Origin of the sequence: Pseudoxanthomonas sp. X-1 (assembly GCF_020042665.1) — a bacterium.
GTDB lineage: Bacteria > Pseudomonadota > Gammaproteobacteria > Xanthomonadales > Xanthomonadaceae > Pseudoxanthomonas_A > Pseudoxanthomonas_A spadix_A.
Window position 1 is genome coordinate 1,941,907 of sequence record NZ_CP083376.1, and the last position, 16,907, is coordinate 1,958,813.

The following is a 16,907-nucleotide window of genomic DNA, read 5'->3' on the forward strand; positions in this document are numbered from 1 at the left end:
CGGCACCAAGTCCTTGGCGCGACGAAGGCTCGCGGACCGAGGTGCTGTGTTGCCGGATCGGCAAGATGGCGCCGGGTGGGGAGGCGGGCCGCGCTGGCTTCGCCCTGTTGGCGGCTGATTTACGCGCCATGGGAATCCCCGCCGGGTTAGCCTTGCGGCCTCGGCCGAGGAGGGCAGGGCATGATCCGGTTCGGAATGTGGAGCACGATCCTCGCGCTGACGAGCCTGCACGGGCTCGTGGTCGCGGTGCTGCTCACCCGGGTAAAGGCCAACCGCCAGGCCAACCGGATGCTGGCGGCGCTGATCGTCGTGATGGTCCTGGCGATGACGCCCTACACGCTGGGCTATGCCGGATGCTACGACGCCTGGCCGTGGCTGACCTTTGCGCCGTTCTTCTGGCAGTTGGCCCTGGGGCCCTTGCTCTGGCTCTATGTGGTGACGACGGCCACGGCGACGCTGCCGCCACGATGGCGGTGGCATCTGCTGCCCGCCGCGCTGCAGGGGCTGTACTACCTGGTGCTGTTCCTGCAGCCGCTGGACGTCAAGCACGCCTGGTATCTGGGCCCGCATGCCGCGGTGGTGGCGCCGCTGCAATGGACGCTGGTGGGCCTGTCGGTCACCGCGTACTGGACCGCCGCGGGGCGTGTCTTTCTGCGTTGGCAGCGCTGGTTGAAGGCGCACAGCGCGGCGGCGGAGGAGTACCGGCTGACATGGTTGCGCCGCTTTCTCTGCCTGACCGGCACGGTGATCGTCATCGGCATGGCCTTCGCGCTGTGGGACATCGCGGTGCGCCCGGTCTCGTACTTCGACGCATTCGGGCTCTATCTCAGCTTCGCCGCGCTGGTCTATGCCCTGGGCGTGGAAGGCTGGCGGCACGCGGGCGCCTCGCCACCCCGGATGCAGGACACCCCGGCGCCGGCCCCGCCGCCACCGTTGGTGGATTGGAGCGTCAGGGCACGGGCCTGGGCGGCGACCATCGAGCGCGAGGGCTGGTACCGCGAACCCGAGCTGACGCTCGCCACCGTCGCGCGGCGGCTGGGCACCAACACGGCCTACCTGTCGCGCGGGCTAAACGAGGGGCTCGGCGCCGGCTTCAGTCACGTCATCAACCGGATGCGGGTGGATGCCGCCTGTGTCGCGCTGGCCCGGGGCGGCGCGGTCCTGGGCACCGGCCTGGACGTGGGCTTCGGTTCGAAGGCGACATTCAACCGGGTGTTCCGCCAGCTGACCGGCTGCACGCCGTCCGCGTACCGCGCGCGGGCGGGAGAAGGTCTCATCGCTGAAATATCGACGGCGCATCGCGAACCTGGGACGCCCTGACGGGTCAGGTGCGCCAGGCTCGGCGCACCTACAGGAGATTTCGCCCATGCCGCTTCGCCTCATCGCACTGTTGTGCCTGCTCGCCAGCCCCTTCGCAGGGGCGTCGTCGCCCGCGGTACCGCCTGCGTCCATGCCCGACCGCGCCGGACTCCTGGCCGACGCCCGGCTGCTGGAGACCGTGTACGAGCAGTTGCACCCGGGCCTGTATCGCTACAACACCCCGGCGCAGATGCGCGGACGCTTCGCGCAACTGCGCCGGGACCTGGAGCGCGCGCCCTCGCTGCCGGCCGCGTATCTGGCCTTCGCCCGGCTCACCGCCGCCATCCGCTGCGGCCACACCTACCCGAACTTCTGGAACCAGTCCCCCGACGTCGCCGCGGTGGTGTTCGGCGGCGCCAACCGGGTGCCGTTCCACTTCCGCTGGCTGGACGGCCAGATGATCGTCGCCGACGACGCGATGCCCGGGCTCCCACGCGGCACGCGGGTCCTGGCCATCGATGGGGTGGAGGCGGCCCGGATCCTGGCTGCCCTCATGCCGCTGGTGCCCGCCGACGGGAGCAATGACGCCAAGCGCGTCGACGAGCTCGACGTGCTCGGTCGCGACCGGTACGAGGCCTTCGATGTGTTCTATCCGCTGGTCTTTCCGGTGCATGACGGTGAGTTACGGCTTCGCGTGCAGCGCCCGGCATCGGCGACACCGGACGAGGTGACGGTGAAAGCGCTGACGGATGCCGACCGGGCGCGGGCGCGGCCGCCGCGCGATCGCGACGATGCGGGCTGGATCCTGAGCTTTCCCGCCGCCGGGCAGGCCTTGCTCACGATGCCGAGCTGGGTCCGCTACGAAAGCCAGCGCGACTGGCACGCTGACCTGGACAAGGTCTTCGCCGAGCTCAATGCCCGGGGTGTGCGCCTGGTGGTGATCGACCTTCGCGACAACGGCGGTGGCTCCAATGTCGGCGACGATCTGCTGGCGCACCTGACCCGCACGCCGCTCGTCTTCACGGGGTACCGGGAGCTGCTCCGCTACCGGCGCGTGCCGGAGGCCATCCGACCGTACCTGCATACCTGGGACCGCGGGTTCTTCGACTGGGGCGACCAGGCCCGCGACTTCGACGGCAGGTTCTATAGGCGGATTCGCGCCGAAGACGCGGTCGACGACCGCATCATGCCGCGCGCACCGTTCTTCGCCGGACAGGTGAAGGTGCTGGTGGGGCCGACCAATAGTTCGGCCACCTTCGAGTTCGCCACGCGGGTGAAGGCCAGTGGCGTGGCCACGCTCGTGGGCCGCACGACCGGTGGCAACCGGCGGGGTATCAACGGCGGGGCGTTCTTCTTCCTGCGCTTGCCGCACTCGGGGATCGAGCTCGACGTGCCGCTGGTTGGGCAGTTCCCTGTGACGCCTCAGCCGGATGCGGGCGTGGTGCCGGACGTCCCGGTGCGATGGACGATCGCGGATATCGTGGCGGGGCGTGACCCGGACAAGGAGGCCGCGTTCGGCGCGACGCCTGCCGGCCAAGCCACGCCGTAGTTTCGCCTTCCGCGCGGCTCGCCAGTGTCCATCGCCTACGGGACAGATCGCGGCCCGTCACTGATCGCGGTCTGCGCGAGGCAGGGGTTCGAATGACCCCTCAATCCGAAGCCATGTGAGCTGAGGCGCGAGGCAGCGGGCCGGCGGGCGGTGGCCGCGATGAGCGAGGCAGAACGGAGCGCCCGAGTCAGGGCAGGATGCCCTGACTGAGGGAAAAGCGGCCACCGCCCGCCGGACCGCTGCCCCACCGAAGTGCCAGCTCTCAGACGCAGTAACCACTGAATCGGGCGAAGATCACTTTTCCTAGTGTGTCCGGATCCAGAGGTGTGTCCCGATCTGTCACCCATCCTCACGCAGATCAGCCTCCGCCGCCGATCCCGGACCCCCCTCATGGTCCCCATCCCGCACCGCCTGACCGGGCGGTCCAAAGGAGGCGCTGCCGTCGTCGTAGCGGATCAGGTCGCTCACGCCGACCACGCCTTCGATCTGGCGCACACAGGCCACGGCGCGCTGCTTCATGTCGCGCTCGGGCACGTTGCCGGTCAGCGTGACCTGGCCATCCTGGACCTCGGCCAGGATCTCGCCGGCCTCGATGTCCGGCTGCTGCGCCAGGGTGCGGACCACATCGTCGCCGATCAGCTGGTCGGAACGGGCAGGGGTGTTCATGGTGAAACTCCTCGGCAGGGTGAGGCGATGCTGCGCCCGCGCAAGTGAGCGCACCGCCAAGAGCGGGCGCGATGAAGGGTGCGCCCGCCGGGACGCGTATGCTTGCCGGGATTTCGATTCGCCTGGGAGGGCACGATGAAACAGACGATGCGGGTGTCGCTGATGGGCGCGCTGCTGGCGGCGGCCAGTGCGCAGGGGGCGGAGGTCACGAGCGCGGCCTACACGCCGAGCGGCGGCGCGGTGACGGTCTACACCTCGGCCTCGGGCGCGCCCGCGCAGATGGCGCGCAGCGAGGTGGCTGCCCTGCAGCCCGGCCACGCCCTCAACGAGCGCGAGAACTCGATCTTCGTCGACCCGACCCGGCGCTTCCAGACCGTGCTCGGCGTGGGCGGCGCGATCACCGATGCGGCCGCCGAGACCTACGCCAAGCTGAGCAAGGCCAAGCAGGCCGAATTCATGAAGGCCTACTACGACCCGAATGAAGGCATCGGCTACAGCTGGGCCCGCACCACCATCCACAGCTCGGACTTCTCCAGCGCCAGCTACACCTACATCAAGGACGGCGACAAGGACCTCAAGACCTTCTCCATCGCGCACGACCGCAAGTACCGCATCCCGATGATCAAGCAGGCGATCGCCGCGGCCGGCGGCACGCTGCCGATGTTCGCCAGCCCCTGGAGCGCGCCGGCCTTCATGAAGGACAACAAGAGCATGCTCAAGGGCGGCCACCTGCTGCCCGAGTATGCCGATGCCTGGGCCAACTACTACACGAAGTTCATCGCGGCCTACGAGAAGGAAGGCATCCCGATCTGGGGCATCAGCGTCCAGAACGAGCCGATGGCGGTCCAGATCTGGGAATCGATGCAGTTCTCGGCTGAGCAGGAGCGCGATTTCCTCAAGAACCACCTCGGCCCGACCATGGCCAAGGCGGGCTACGGCGACAAGAAGATCATCGTGTGGGACCACAACCGCGACATGATGGTCCACCGCGCCAACGTCCTGTTCGACGACCCGGAGGCGGCCAAGTACGCCTGGGGCATGGGCTTCCACTGGTACGAGACCTGGGCCGGGTTCGACCCGATGTACGACAACGTGGCCGCCGTCTCGCGCGCCTACCCGGACAAGCCGCTGCTGCTGACCGAGGCCTCGATCGAGAAGTTCGACTTTGACCGCATCCAGGACTGGGCCCACGGCGAGCGCTACGGCGCCTCCATGATCCACGACTTCAACGGCGGCGCGGTGGCCTGGACCGACTGGAACATCCTGCTGGACGAGCACGGCGGCCCCAACCATGTGGGCAACTACTGCTTCGCCCCGCTGCAGGCCGATACGCGCACCGGCGAGCTGATCTACACCCCGCCGTACTGGTACATCGGCCACTTCTCCAAGTTCATCCGCCCGCAGGCCCAGCGCGTGAGCGCCGCCAGCAGCCGCAGCAACCTGACGACCACCGCCTTCCTCAATGCCGACAACAAGCTGGCGACGGTGGTGATGAACGCCAGCGACCAGGCGATCACCTACAACTTCTATGTGGGTCAGGCCTCCACCCAGGTGGAAATCCCCGCGCACGCGATCCAGACGCTGGTGTACTGAGTTCGCGCGCGCCGGCGCTGCTGGGACGCCCCGCGATGGCGGGGCGTCCCTTTTGTGCGGATGGCCGAGCGCGTGGTGGGAGTCTGCATGCGCGGGTGAGGCGATGGAGACGACCGTCCAGGTCCGCCCAGGCAGGCCCATCGCCCACCGCGCCAAGATGGTAAAAAAGCAGCTTGCGCGCCGGTGGGCGCTGCCTGGACACCAAGCACTCAGATGGCATTGATCGATACCCGGCGTCACCAGATGTTCCCCGCGCTGGATGCGGCCCAGCTGGCCACGGCGCGGCGGTTCGCCAGTGGGCCGGCACGGCGGTTCGCGCCGGGGGAGGAGGTGTTCGCCGTGGGCGATCACCCGGCGCCGGTCTGGCTGGTGCTGGAGGGAAGCATCGTCGTGTCGCGCCGCGACGGGTTGGGCCACGAGGAACACATCCACGAGCACGGCGCGGGCAGCTTCACCGGCGAGGTCAGCCAGCTGGCCGGGCGCAGTTCGCTGGCCGGTGGCGTGGCTGGCGCGCAGGGGTGTACGGCGGTGCCCCTGGACGCGGTGCATCTGCGCGCCTTGCTGATCGGCGCGGCCGAGCTGGGCGAAATCGTGATGCGCGCGCTGATCCTGCGCCGCGTGGGCCTGATCGAAAGCGAGGCGGTCGGCTCGGTGCTGGTCGGCCAGCCGGGCGAGGCCGAGCTGGTGCGGCTGCAGGGCTTCCTCACCCGCAACGGCTATCCCAACACGCTGCTGGACGCGACCCAGGACGCGCAGGGCCAGGCCCTGGTCGAGCGCCTGGGCATCCACGCCGAAGAGCTGCCGCTGATGATCTGCCCCAACGGCACGGTGCTCAAGCGGCCGACCAACCTGGCCGCGGCCAGCTGCCTGGGCATGACGCCGGAGCTGGATCCGGGCGTGGTCCACGACGTGATCGTGGTCGGCGCCGGTCCCGCGGGACTGGCGACCGCGGTGTATGCGGCTTCCGAAGGGCTCTCGGTGCTGGTGCTGGAGCAGCGCGCCATCGGCGGGCAGGCCGGCGCGTCTTCGCGCATCGAGAACTATCTGGGCTTTCCCACCGGGATCTCCGGCCAGGCGCTGGCCGGGCGCGCCTACAACCAGGCACTGAAGTTCGGCGTGGAGCTGGCGCTGCCGCTCGAGGTGCGCACGCTGCAGTGCGAGGCCACCGCCGAAGACCCGCATGCGCCGCTGCAGCTCGCGCTGGACAACGGCCTGGTCGTGCAGGGGCGCACGGTGGTGGTCGCCTCCGGGGCGCGCTATCGCCGGCCGGAGGTGGCGCAGCTGGCGCGCTTCGAGGGCAGCGGCGTGTCCTACTGGGCCTCGCCGATCGAGGCGCGCATGTGCGCCGGCGAGGAGATCGCGCTGCTGGGCGGCGGCAACTCGGCCGGGCAGGCGGTGGTCTACCTGGCGCCGAAGGTGAAGAAGCTGCATCTGGTCATCCGCGGCCGGGGCCTGGAGGCCTCGATGTCCAACTACCTGATCGAGCGCATCAAGGCCTTGCCCAACGTGGAGCTGCACACCAACACCGAGCTGCTGTCGCTGGAGGCCGACGATCAGGGCGCGCTGTCCGGCGCGACCTATCGCGATCGCACGTCCGGCCAGTCGCACAGCTGCCAGCTGCGGCACCTGTTCCTGTTCATCGGCGCGGACCCCAACACCGACTGGCTCAAGGGCTGCGTGACGCTGGATCCGGCCGGCTTCGTGGTCACCGGCGCCAAGGGCGCGGCCCTGCTGGAGACCGACCGGCCCGGGGTGTTCGCCATCGGCGATGTGCGCGCCGGTTCGGTCAAGCGCGTGGCCGCCGCGGTGGGCGAGGGCGCGGCCGTGGTCGCGCAGATCCACCAGTACCTGGCGGCCCTCGAGCCGCGCCCCGTCGCTGAGGCCTGAAGGAGCCGTCATGTCCCGTTGTACGCATCTGGATGAAATCGCCGAGGTCACGCCCAGCGCCAAGGGCTGCGAGGAATGCCTGGCCATCGGCAGCCCGTGGGTGCATCTGCGCCTGTGCCGGATCTGCGGCCATGTGGGCTGCTGCGACGACTCGCCGCACCGCCACGCCAGCGCGCATTTCCACGCCACCGGCCATCCCATCATCGAAGGCTACGATCCGCCCGAAGGCTGGGGCTGGTGCTACGTGGACAGGACCGAGGTCGATCTGCCCGACCAGACGCCGCAGCTGGGGCCGATCCCGCGCTACGTGTAACGCGGCCACGGGCGGCGGTCGGGGATGCCAAGGCCGCCGGGTCCGGTACGATGCGGCCGACGCAGCCTGAAGGACCGTGCATGTCCAGCCCGAGCGTGGTGCCCGCTTCGCCGTGGCGTCGAAGGATCGTGCGTGGCGCGCTCTGGTTCGCGGCGATCGCGTGGGGCGTCCTGCTGGGGGCCAAGGTCTTCGACCTGGTAGTCCTGGCGGGCGCCTGGAGCGCGGCGCCGCCGGCCTCGTTGCGGCTGTTGCCCTATGGGGCCGCGTACCCGGTCAATACCGGTGACTTCTTCATTCCGCCCTCGGCCTTGCTGCTGGTCGCCACGTGGATCGCGGTCTTCGCCGGCTGGCGCACCCCGATGCGCTACCGCCGCTGGCTGCTGGCATCGGCGCTGACGATCCTGGTCGTGCTGGTCTTCACCGTGGCGTCGTTCTGGCCCATGAATGCCGCGCTCTGGGCCGTCGCCAAGGGCGCGCCCGGCGCGCTGCAGGATCAGGCAGGCATCGAGGCCCTGGTGCATGCCTGGCTGCGCAACGACTGGCTGCGCGTGATCGCCGCGACCGTGGGGTTTCTCAGCACCCTGCGTGCGATCAGCCTGCCGTTCCCCGCCGCACAGGTCATGACCGGCCCCGCATCGCTCGCCAGCAGGCTCGCGTATGCGGGCTGTGTCCTGTTGCTGCTGGCGTTCGTGGCCTACTTCGTGTCCGAGCTGCTTTAGCCGTCTCACGCGCTGAGATGGGCGCGTGGCAGGCTGGTGTGGTGAGGCAGGTTCCATGACCCGACGCGGCGGCAGCGCCGATCTCCCCCTGCATGGCGGGCGCGTGCCGGCGTGGCTGGGCCAGCGCATGACCCGGCTGGGTGCGGTGATGTGCCAGGCCATCGTGCACACCTATGGCCGCGACGAACTGCTGCGGCGGCTGGCGCATCCGTTCTGGTTCCAGTCCTTCGGCGCGGTGATGGGCATGGACTGGCACTCCTCCGGCATCACCACCAGCGTGATCGGCGCGCTCAAGCGCGGGCTGGCGCCGCTGTCCGCGGAGTTGGGCCTGCATGTGTGCGGCGGCCGCGGCCGGCATTCGCGCGCCACGCCCGACGAGCTGCTGGCGGTGGGCGAGCGCACCGGCGTGGACGGCGCGGCGCTGGCGCGCGCCAGCCGGCTGGTGGCCAAGGTGGACAGTGCGGCGGTGCAGGACGGGTTCGACCTGTACCTGCATGGCTTCATCGTCAGCGACGACGGCCAGTGGGTGGTGGTGCAGCAGGGCATGAACACCGCCAGCAGGCAGGCGCGTCGCTATCACTGGCTGTCCGAAGGGCTGAAGGACTTCGTCGATGCGCCGCACGCGGCCATCGAGGGCCCGCGCCAGGGCGCGATCGTCAACCTGGCCGATCGCCGCGCGGCCGGCGCGCGCGCGGCGCAGGTCTCGCTGCTGCAGACGCTGAGCCCGCAGGAGATCGCGCGCGAATACGGGCGCCTGGCGACACCGTCGGCGGAGGCACTGAAGCGGGCGGCGCGCGCTCGGGCCGATGCGGGCGCGCCCGTCACCGGCGACCTGTTCGCCGCGCCGGCCGTGGAGCCGGTCGATGCCCGCGCCTGGAATCCGGCGACCCAGCCGCACCTCTCGCTGCCGGACCACCACGATGTGCGCGCCCAGGACATCGTCCTGCGCCGGCTGCACGGCAGCCTGGCCGCGGCCGCCGAGCAGGGGCCGAAGGACTTCGCCGCGTTGTTGCAGGTGCCCGGCGTGGGCGCGCGCACCGTGCGCTCGCTGGCGATGGTGGCCGAGGTGCTGCACGGCACGCCGTGCCGCTTCAGCGATCCGGCGCGGTTCTCGCTGGCTCATGGCGGCAAGGACCGGCATCCCTTCCCGGTCCCGACCCGGGTGCTGGACCACACCATCGGCGTGCTCAAGACCGCGGTACGCCAGGCCAGGCTGGGCAACGAGGAAAAGCTCGAGGCGATCCGCCGCCTGGATGCGCAGGCGCGGCAGCTGGAGGCGCGGGCCGACGGTCCGTCGCTGGAGGCCTATCTGGAAGAGGAGCGTCGCCAGTCGCATCGCTACGGCGGGCGCAGCGTGTTCGGCTGGGAGCCGGCGCCTGACGAGGCGGCCGGAGCTCCTCCCGCGCCGGCCGCCCCGCAGCGCGCCGCATCATGAGCCGCGCCGCCGAGGCGGCGGTCCCGATCGACGGGCGCTGCTTCACCTATGTCTTTCCGTGCGCCTGGGAGGACTTCTGCAAGATCGGGTTCTCGCGCGATCCGTTGGGGCGGATCGGCGCGCTGCATCCGCGCTGGTTCGAGTTCTTCGACCTGCACGCTGGCGTGCTGATCGAGACCGAGACCGTCCGCGATGCCCGCGACCTGGAACTGCGGCTGCGCGGGCCGCTGCGCCCCCATCGCGCCCCGATGCCGCTGACCATCCGCGATGCGGCCGGCGGCCAGACCGAGTGGTTCCGCGGCGTGGCCGCACCCCTGGCCACGCATGTGGCCGAGCTGGCGCAGGGCGGCTATCGCGTGCTGCCGCTGCACGGCTGGCTGCAGGCGGCAGCCCTGTCGCGGATCGATCGGCTCTACGACTGGGCCGATGCCCAGCTCAGCGTCGAGGAGCTGGAGGGCCTGGTCGGTCCCACGCCGGCCGGGCGGGCGCTGGGCGATGTGCTGGACGGCTATCGCAGCCTGGAGATCGACCTCACCGATCGGCTCTCGCCGGCGATCGCGCGCTGGTACGGCAAGGTCTGAGGTCGGCGTGTGCCGGTCAGCGGGCCGGGCCGGGCCGCGGCTCACGCGCGAGCAAGGGCGTTTGAGCGAAAATCGCGACTCCCGCTGTCGCCCCATGGTCCATTGAAACCCGAACGCCTGCTGCCGCTGATCGTCGCCACGGCCTTGTTCATCGAGAACATGGACTCCACGGCGATCACCACCTCGCTGCCGGCCATCGCCACGGACTTGGGCGTGGAGCCGGTGGCGCTGAAGCTGGCGCTGACCACCTATCTGCTGGCGCTGGCGGTGTTCATCCCGATCAGCGGCTGGGTCGCCGACCGTTTCGGCGCGCGGCCGACCTTCATGACGGCCATCGCGGTGTTCCTGCTCGGCTCGTTGGGCTGCGCGGCCTCGACCTCGCTGGAATGGATGGTCGCCGCGCGCTTCATCCAGGGCATGGGCGGGGCGATGATGGTGCCGGTCGGGCGCCTGGTGCTGCTGCGCAGCGTGGCCAAGGCCGAGCTGGTGCGGGCGCTGAGCTGGCTGACCATTCCCGCGCTGCTGGGGCCGATCCTGGGCCCGCTGCTGGGCGGTCTGATCACCACCTACAGCCACTGGCGTTTCATCTTCCTGATCAACCTGCCGATCGGCGCGCTGGGCATGTGGCTGGCTTGGCGGCATATCCCGCTGCTCAAGGAGCCGGTGCAGCCGCTGGACTGGACCGGTTTCGCGCTGTCGGGCTTGGGCCTCGCGCTGTCGATGTTCGGACTGGCCACGCTGGGCCGGCACATGGTCAATGTCGGCCTGGCCCTGGGCTGCGTGGCGGTGGGCGTGGCGGTGATGGGTGTCTATCTGTGGCATGCGCGCCGGGTCGCGCATCCGCTGATCGACCTGAGCCTGCTGCAGCTGCCGACTTATCGCATCGGCGTGCTGGGCGGGTCGGTGTTCCGCATCGGTATCGGTGCGATCCCGTTCCTGCTGCCGCTGATGCTGCAGCTGGGCTTCGGCCTCAATCCGCTGCAGTCCGGTGCGATTACCTTCACCTCGGCGGCCGGGGCGATGTTCATGAAGACGCTGGCGGCGCGCATCCTCAAGCGCTACGGCTTCCGCAAGGTGATGGTGTTCAACGCGGTGGCGGCCTCGCTGATGCTGGCGACCTATGGCTTCTTCCGCCCCGGGACGCCTTACTTGTTGATGGTGACGCTGCTGCTGGTGGGGGGCTGTTTCCGCTCGCTGCAGTTCACCAGCCTCAACGCGATCATCTATTCGGAGGTGGATCAGGCGCGCATGGGTCAGGCGACCAGCCTGGCGGCGATGATCCAGCAGATCTCGCTGGCGTTGGGCGTGACGGTCGGCGGCTATGCGCTCAGCCTGGCCAGCCTGGCAACCGGTCAGCCGACCGGGGTGCCGATCAACTTCACCTTCGCCTTCCTCACCATCGGCCTGATCTCGGCCAGCTCGGTGATCGCCATGCGCAAGCTGGCGCCCGACGCCGGCGCGGAGATGGCCGGCCGCGCCAAGCCGGGCGAGGAAGTGCACGAGCCCAAGGTGGTGGCGCGGCCGGGGACTTGAGCCGGGGAATGTTTTTCCCCTGAGCCAGGGATCACGTTGCGATGGACCGTGGTGCGTGCGTGTTGTTGCTTCGGAAGGGCAGCGGTCCGGTGGGCGATGTCCGCTTTTCCCTCAGTCAGGGCATCCTGCCCTGATTCGGGCGCTCAGCGTCCTGCCTCGCTAGGCGCGGCCTCGGCCCGCCGGCCCGCTGCCTCGCGCGTTGAGCGCATGAGCTTCGGGTCGAAAGATGGACCGCGGCGGCGCGCGTGGTGCTCGCTGAGCGCCGACCGAATCCCTGTGGGAGCCCCCATGGCGGCGATGGGGCCTTCCTGGTCGAGCCTCATCGCCGCGATGGCGGCTCCCACCGAGCCGTGAGGCGCAAGCGAAGCACGAATGAAAAAGGGCGCCGGATGCGATCCGGCGCCCTTGCTTCATCTTCTCCGACGGAGCGGTCAGAACTTGTAGTTCACGCCCAGCACGATGGTGCGGCCCCACTCGATGTACTCCAGCGGGCGGTCCTTGCTGCCGGCATAGGTGCGGTACGGGGTGTTGGTGAGGTTGCTGGCCTGCAGCAGCAGGCTCAGGCCGTCCAGCCGGCCGCTGCCGAAGGTGTAGCTGACCTGGGCGTCGGTGATGTTCTCGCCGACCACGTAGCGCAGCGTGCGGTTGCCGTTGAAGTTGCCGATCTCGCCGATGAAGTCCGAGCGGCGGCGCTGGCTCACGCGCGCCTCGAAGCCGTTGCGCTCGAAGTAGGCGGTGAGGTTGTACACGCGGTCGGACAGGCCGGGCAGGCTGATCGCGCCGTCGCCGACGCTGGAGGCGCTCTCCGGATCCTTGATCTTGACGTCGCTGTCGTTGAACGTGGCGCTGGCCTGGATGCCGAAGCCCTCCAGCGGCGCGAACACCATATCCAGCGGCAACGAAGCGGTCAGCTCCAGGCCACGCAGCTTGCCGCCCTTGCCGTTGAACGGCGCGCTGAAGGTGCCTGTGGTCTGCACCGGCACGGTCATGCCGGGCGGACGCACGTAGCCGGCGACCAGGTCGCTGAAGTCGTAGTTGTCGCGGGTCTGGGTGTAGATGTAGCTCTTGAGGTCCTTGTAGAAGAACGCGGCGGCCACGTAAGCCTTTTCACCGAAGTACTTCTCGTAGGAGATGTCCAGCGCATTGGCGCGCCACGGATCGAGCATCGGATTGCCGCCGCTGGCGCCGGGCTTGCCGGTGGAGGTATCCACGCCGAACTCCAGCGAGGCGCGCATCTGGTCCACGCGCGGGCGCGCGACCTGCTTGGCCAGCGCGAAGCGCAGGGTCTGGTCGGCGGGGAACTGGAAGGCCAGGTTCAGGCTGGGCAGCCAGTCGTTATAGGTCTTGCCGTCGTCGATGGGGCGCACTTCGCTGCCCGCCGGCTGCGAGCCGTCCCAGTAGTTGGCCTGCGAGGACTGGTCGGTATGCTGTAGCTGCACGCCCAGGTTGCCGCGAACGCCCACCTCGCCCCACTGGGTGTCGATGTCCGCGCGCATCCAGGCCGTAGTGATCTTCTCCAGCACCGTCCAGGCCTTGGACACCAGGTAGGAGGCATCCTCGTTGGGGGCGAACTGCATGTAGCGGTCCACCGCGCCGGGCACGTTCCAGGCCGGGATGTAGCCGATGCCGGCGAAGCCCAGGTTGACCGGCGCGTACTGCAGGTCGGGGGCGATGGTGGTGTCGCCCTGCGGGCCCAGGTTGATGTTGCCTTCGGGCTGGTGCTTGGTCTTCTCGCGGCGCGCGTAGTTGACGCCCACGTCCAGGTCGGAGAACCAGCTCAGCGCGTCCGGCATGGGGAAGCTGGCCTGCAGGCGCGCGCCCTTCAGCTCGTCCTCCACCTGCGGCACCTTGCCGTAGCCCGAGCCGTAGATGGTGTTGGTGATGAACAGCGACTCGGGGTTGGAGTAGTCCAGCCCATGGGAGATCTGCGAGAAGTCGTTGTTGCGATAGGCCAGGCCGACCGTGTCCAGCTGCGGCATCGGCGTGAGCTGGAGATTGCTCTCCAGGTTGAGCTCCTTGCGCGTGGCCTTGGAGTAGTTGAGGTCGGCGTTGACCTTGACCGCGCCGACGTTGAAGGCGTTGTTCCAGCCGAAGGCGTCGATCTTGTCCTTGCGCTTGTTGTACATACCGCGCACCAGCGGATAGACGCCGCTGGCGGTGCCGCCGGTGAAGGTGTCGTTGCCGTTGACCTGCGGGTTGGCGATATTCAGGCCCGGGGTGTAGCCGCCGTTGTAGTTGCTGAGGTTGACCTCGAACTGGTTGGCGGTGTCGACCTGCTCGGCCTCGGTGTGGAAGGCGTCCAGCGTGCTGGTCCAGGCGTTGGACGGGCGGTACTGCAGGGTCGCCATCACGCCGTCGCGCTTGGAGTTGCCGGTGCGGCGCAGGGCCTTGATGCCGTCGGAGAAATAGGTGCCCGGCGCCACGCCAGGGCGGTTGCCACTGTCGGTGTTCTGCGTGCTCCACGGCTCGTACAGGCCGACCTGGTTCTCCTGGATCGGCGTGTCGGTGTGCGCATAGCCGATCGACAGGCCCAGGGTCTTGTCGAAGAACTGATCGATGTAGCTGGCGCTGAAGCGGTTGCCGTAAGGGTCGACGTTGGCTGCCTTGCCCAGCGAGTTGCGCTGGTAGCGGCCACCGAGCGCGATCACGCGCTCGCCGAAGCTCAGCGGGCGCACGGTCTGCATGTCCACCGTGCCCGACAGGCCCTGACCGACCAGGCCGGCGTCGGGCGTCTTGTACACGGTCACGCCGTTGACCAGCTCGGACGGGTACTGGTCGAACTCCACGCTGCGGTTGTCGCCGGTGCTCACCACCTCGCGGCCGTTGAGCAGCGTGGTGGAGAAGTCGGGCGAGAGGCCGCGCACGCTGATCACCTGCGCGCGTCCGGCCACGCGCTGGGCGGCCAGGCCGGGCAGGCGGGCCAGCGACTCGGCGATGCTCACGTCAGGCAGCTTGCCGATGTCCTCGGCCGAGATCGCCTCGACGATCGAGGTGGCGTCCTTCTTGACCGAGATCGCGCCCTCGATGCCGCGGCGGATGCCGGTGACCTTGACCCGGTCCAGGTCGGTGGCGTCGGTCTTGACCGCGGCCGGGTCGGCCTGGGTGTCGGTCGGTGTGCTCTGGGCCCAGGCCTGGGCGGTGGCCATGCTCATGGCCGCGGCGATGGACAGGCACAGCAGGTTGCGCTTGGGAGTCAACATTTTCCCCTCCAGTCAATGTTGGTACTGCATTCGAGTTGATCCGGCGTCCCCCTCGACACCGGCGATTCGCGAAGGCCAAAACGGCGCCTTGCTTGAATGGGCGGCCATGGTAGTGCGCGTTCCCGGATGTGTATGGGCCTGCATACGTATTCATGGCGGTGCGCTTGCATCGGTGTCATCGCAAGGCCGATGCGGCGGCCCGCGCCTCCGGCGGAACGACCGGAAACGGCTTGGAAACAGGGATTTCTTTGTGCGTTTCCCGGGTTGTGCTGCAGCGCGGGAGCGGTTCCGCGCAGGCCGTCGCCCGGCGCCTCGATCACGCCAGCGCGCCGAACCAGCTGCCGCGGCCGGGCAGGGCCAGCGTGTCCGCGTTCAGCGTGGCGCCCGTCAGGCCGTGGCCCTCCAGGGCCGTGGCCACCATGCCTTCGGGCAGTGTCCATCGCCGCGGTTCGGCCGACAGGTTGAACACCACCAGCACGCGCTGGCCATCGTGTTCGCGCAGGAAGGCCAGCACGGGTTCGTCGGTGTGCAGGAAGTCGATCGTGCCCTGGACCAGCGCCGGAGATGTGCGCCGCCAATGCAGAAAGCGCCGCACGTGTTGCAGCACCGAATCCGCATCGGCCTGCTGCGCGGCGATGCTGCGCGCGCGGTGCTCGGCCGGCACCGGCAGCCACGGCTGGCCGATGGTGAAGCCGCCGGCGTCGGCGTCGCGCCACGGCAGCGGCGTGCGGCACCCATCGCGACCCTTGAAGTTGGGCCAGAAGGCCTTGCCGTAGGGGTCCTGCAGCAGCTCGAACGGCACCTGCGCCTCGCTCAGGCCCAGTTCCTCGCCCTGGTACAGGCAGACCGAGCCGCGCAGCGAACACACCAGCGCCACCAACTGCGCGGCGAAGGCGTCGTCGCCGGCGCCGCCCCAGCGCGAGACCGCGCGCGGCACATCGTGGTTGGAGATCGCCCAGCACGGCCAGCCATCGTCCATCGCCGCTTCCAGCCGCGCGACGGTGTCGCGGATGTAGCCGGCGCTGAAGTCGTCGACCAGCAGCTCGAAGCTGTAGCCCATGTGCAGGCGGCGGTGGCCGGTGTACTCGGCCGTGGTCGCCAGCGAATCCTCCGAGGAGATCTCGCCCAGCGCGGCCACGTCCGGATAGCGGTCCATCAGCGCGCGCAGCCGCTCCAGGAAGGGGAGCATCTCCGGGCGGGTGTTGTTGTAGTAGTGGTACTGGTAGGCGTAAGGATTATCCGGGCTGAAGCCGCGGCCGACGCGCTTGTCCTTGGGCTTGGGCGGGTTGTCGCGCAGCTGCGCGTCGTGGAAGCAGAAGTTGATCGCGTCCAGGCGCATGCCGTCCACGCCGCGGTCCAGCCAGAACTGCACATTGTCCAGCGTCGCCTGCTGCACGGCCGGGTTGTGGAAGTTCAGGTCCGGCTGCGCGCCGAGGAAGTTGTGCAGGTAGTACTGCTCGCGCCGCGGCTCCCAGCGCCAGGCCACGCCGCCGAACAGCGACATCCAGTTGTTCGGCGGCGTGCCATCCTCCTTCGGATCGGCCCAGACGTACCAGTCGGCCTTGGCGTTGTCGCGGCTCAGCCGGCTTTCCTGGAACCAGGCGTGCTGGTCCGAGCAGTGGCTGAGCACCTGGTCGATCATCACCTTCAGGCCCAGCGCATGCGCCTTGGCCAACAGGGCGTCGAAGTCGGCCAGCGTGCCGAACAGCGGATCAACATCGCGGTAGTCGGCGATGTCATAGCCGAAGTCGGCCATGGGCGACTTGAAGAACGGCGAGATCCAGATCGCGTCCACGCCCAGGCTGGCGATGTAGTCCAGGCCCTCGACGATGCCGGGCAGATCGCCCACGCCATCGCCATTGGTGTCCTTGAAGCTGCGCGGATAGACCTGGTAGATCACCGCGCCGCGCCACCAGTTGTTCATTGCCGTTCCCCGAAGTAATCCGGCCCGGGCGCCGCGAGCGGCCCTGGGCGAAGCGGGCGCCACTATTCCACGCATGACCCGGCGCGTCCTCGCGCAACGACGGGGCGATGCCATGAATACGTATGCAGCGCGCTGCGATGTGTGAGTCGAAGAAGGGGCTTCGCGCAGGGTGCATCGATCACGCGGCGCATCGCTGAAACCGCTTGAA

12 protein-coding genes are annotated in these 16,907 nt (G+C 69.2%); 9 read left to right on the plus strand and 3 right to left on the minus strand.

Annotated elements, in window-relative coordinates; genetic code table 11:
* Window positions 1–195 precede the first annotated feature (195 nt).
* Both LAJ50_RS08655 and LAJ50_RS08660 read left to right on the plus strand, forming a co-directional pair.
* Window positions 196–1,320: an AraC family transcriptional regulator gene (locus LAJ50_RS08655; protein ID WP_138651241.1), complete on the plus strand. Its 1,125-nt coding sequence runs from the start codon at window positions 196–198 to the stop codon at window positions 1,318–1,320.
* Between the two features lie 46 nt (window positions 1,321–1,366).
* Window positions 1,367–2,848, plus strand: a complete 1,482-nt coding sequence (locus LAJ50_RS08660; protein WP_138651181.1) for a S41 family peptidase — start codon at window positions 1,367–1,369, stop codon at window positions 2,846–2,848.
* A 339-nt stretch (window positions 2,849–3,187) separates the two neighbouring features.
* Here LAJ50_RS08660 and LAJ50_RS08665 read toward each other — a convergent pair whose 3' ends face one another.
* A complete protein-coding gene (locus LAJ50_RS08665; RefSeq protein ID WP_138651180.1) occupies window positions 3,188–3,514 on the minus strand; it encodes a BON domain-containing protein in 327 nt (108 codons plus the stop codon).
* Window positions 3,515–3,649: 135 nt separating this feature from the next.
* Here LAJ50_RS08665 and LAJ50_RS08670 point away from each other — a divergent pair, with 135 nt between their 5' ends.
* The 7 genes from LAJ50_RS08670 to LAJ50_RS08700 all read left to right on the plus strand — a co-directional run bounded on the left by LAJ50_RS08670 (window position 3,650) and on the right by LAJ50_RS08700 (window position 11,575).
* Window positions 3,650–5,107 (plus strand): glycoside hydrolase family 30 protein, encoded by a 1,458-nt coding sequence (locus LAJ50_RS08670; RefSeq protein ID WP_224096528.1) that lies wholly within the window; start codon window positions 3,650–3,652, stop codon window positions 5,105–5,107.
* A gap of 213 nt (window positions 5,108–5,320) precedes the next feature.
* Window positions 5,321–6,994, plus strand: a complete 1,674-nt coding sequence (locus LAJ50_RS08675) for an FAD-dependent oxidoreductase (RefSeq protein WP_138651179.1) — start codon at window positions 5,321–5,323, stop codon at window positions 6,992–6,994.
* A gap of 10 nt (window positions 6,995–7,004) precedes the next feature.
* Window positions 7,005–7,307 carry a UBP-type zinc finger domain-containing protein gene (locus tag LAJ50_RS08680; RefSeq protein ID WP_138651178.1) on the plus strand — a complete coding sequence of 101 codons (303 nt, stop codon included), beginning with the start codon at window positions 7,005–7,007 and terminating at the stop codon, window positions 7,305–7,307.
* An 80-nt stretch (window positions 7,308–7,387) separates the two neighbouring features.
* Window positions 7,388–8,026 (plus strand): DUF1772 domain-containing protein, encoded by a 639-nt coding sequence (locus tag LAJ50_RS08685; RefSeq protein ID WP_130552609.1) that lies wholly within the window; start codon window positions 7,388–7,390, stop codon window positions 8,024–8,026.
* A 55-nt stretch (window positions 8,027–8,081) separates the two neighbouring features.
* A complete protein-coding gene (locus tag LAJ50_RS08690; protein WP_138651177.1) occupies window positions 8,082–9,461 on the plus strand; it encodes a DUF763 domain-containing protein in 1,380 nt (459 codons plus the stop codon).
* Window positions 9,458–10,042, plus strand: coding sequence for a GIY-YIG nuclease family protein (locus LAJ50_RS08695; RefSeq protein ID WP_138651176.1), 585 nt, complete (start codon window positions 9,458–9,460; stop codon window positions 10,040–10,042). The genes LAJ50_RS08690 and LAJ50_RS08695 overlap by 4 nt, the downstream gene beginning before the upstream one ends.
* Before the next feature lie 102 nt (window positions 10,043–10,144).
* Window positions 10,145–11,575 (plus strand): MFS transporter, encoded by a 1,431-nt coding sequence (locus LAJ50_RS08700; RefSeq protein ID WP_138651175.1) that lies wholly within the window; start codon window positions 10,145–10,147, stop codon window positions 11,573–11,575.
* Window positions 11,576–12,006: 431 nt separating this feature from the next.
* Here LAJ50_RS08700 and LAJ50_RS08705 read toward each other — a convergent pair whose 3' ends face one another.
* Both LAJ50_RS08705 and LAJ50_RS08710 read right to left on the minus strand, forming a co-directional pair.
* Window positions 12,007–14,775, minus strand: a complete 2,769-nt coding sequence (locus LAJ50_RS08705; RefSeq protein WP_138651174.1) for a TonB-dependent receptor — start codon at window positions 14,773–14,775, stop codon at window positions 12,007–12,009.
* Between the two features lie 316 nt (window positions 14,776–15,091).
* Complete coding sequence (locus tag LAJ50_RS08710) at window positions 15,092–16,699, minus strand: alpha-glucosidase family protein (protein ID WP_138651173.1); 1,608 nt, start codon at window positions 16,697–16,699, stop codon at window positions 15,092–15,094.
* Window positions 16,700–16,907 lie beyond the last annotated feature (208 nt).

What these genes read in the sequence shown, in the direction of transcription:
- LAJ50_RS08655 (WP_138651241.1), top strand. Translation starts at nt 196, where the DNA reads ATGTGGAGCACGATCCTCGCGCTGACGAGCCTGCACGGGCTCGTGGTC.
- LAJ50_RS08660 (WP_138651181.1), top strand. Translation starts at nt 1,367, where the DNA reads ATGCCGCTTCGCCTCATCGCACTGTTGTGCCTGCTCGCCAGCCCCTTC.
- LAJ50_RS08665 (WP_138651180.1), bottom strand. Translation starts at nt 3,514, where the DNA reads ATGAACACCCCTGCCCGTTCCGACCAGCTGATCGGCGACGATGTGGTC.
- LAJ50_RS08670 (WP_224096528.1), top strand. Translation starts at nt 3,650, where the DNA reads ATGAAACAGACGATGCGGGTGTCGCTGATGGGCGCGCTGCTGGCGGCG.
- LAJ50_RS08675 (WP_138651179.1), top strand. Translation starts at nt 5,321, where the DNA reads ATGGCATTGATCGATACCCGGCGTCACCAGATGTTCCCCGCGCTGGAT.
- LAJ50_RS08680 (WP_138651178.1), top strand. Translation starts at nt 7,005, where the DNA reads ATGTCCCGTTGTACGCATCTGGATGAAATCGCCGAGGTCACGCCCAGC.
- LAJ50_RS08685 (WP_130552609.1), top strand. Translation starts at nt 7,388, where the DNA reads ATGTCCAGCCCGAGCGTGGTGCCCGCTTCGCCGTGGCGTCGAAGGATC.
- LAJ50_RS08690 (WP_138651177.1), top strand. Translation starts at nt 8,082, where the DNA reads ATGACCCGACGCGGCGGCAGCGCCGATCTCCCCCTGCATGGCGGGCGC.
- LAJ50_RS08695 (WP_138651176.1), top strand. Translation starts at nt 9,458, where the DNA reads ATGAGCCGCGCCGCCGAGGCGGCGGTCCCGATCGACGGGCGCTGCTTC.
- LAJ50_RS08705 (WP_138651174.1), bottom strand. Translation starts at nt 14,775, where the DNA reads ATGTTGACTCCCAAGCGCAACCTGCTGTGCCTGTCCATCGCCGCGGCC.
- LAJ50_RS08710 (WP_138651173.1), bottom strand. Translation starts at nt 16,699, where the DNA reads ATGAACAACTGGTGGCGCGGCGCGGTGATCTACCAGGTCTATCCGCGC.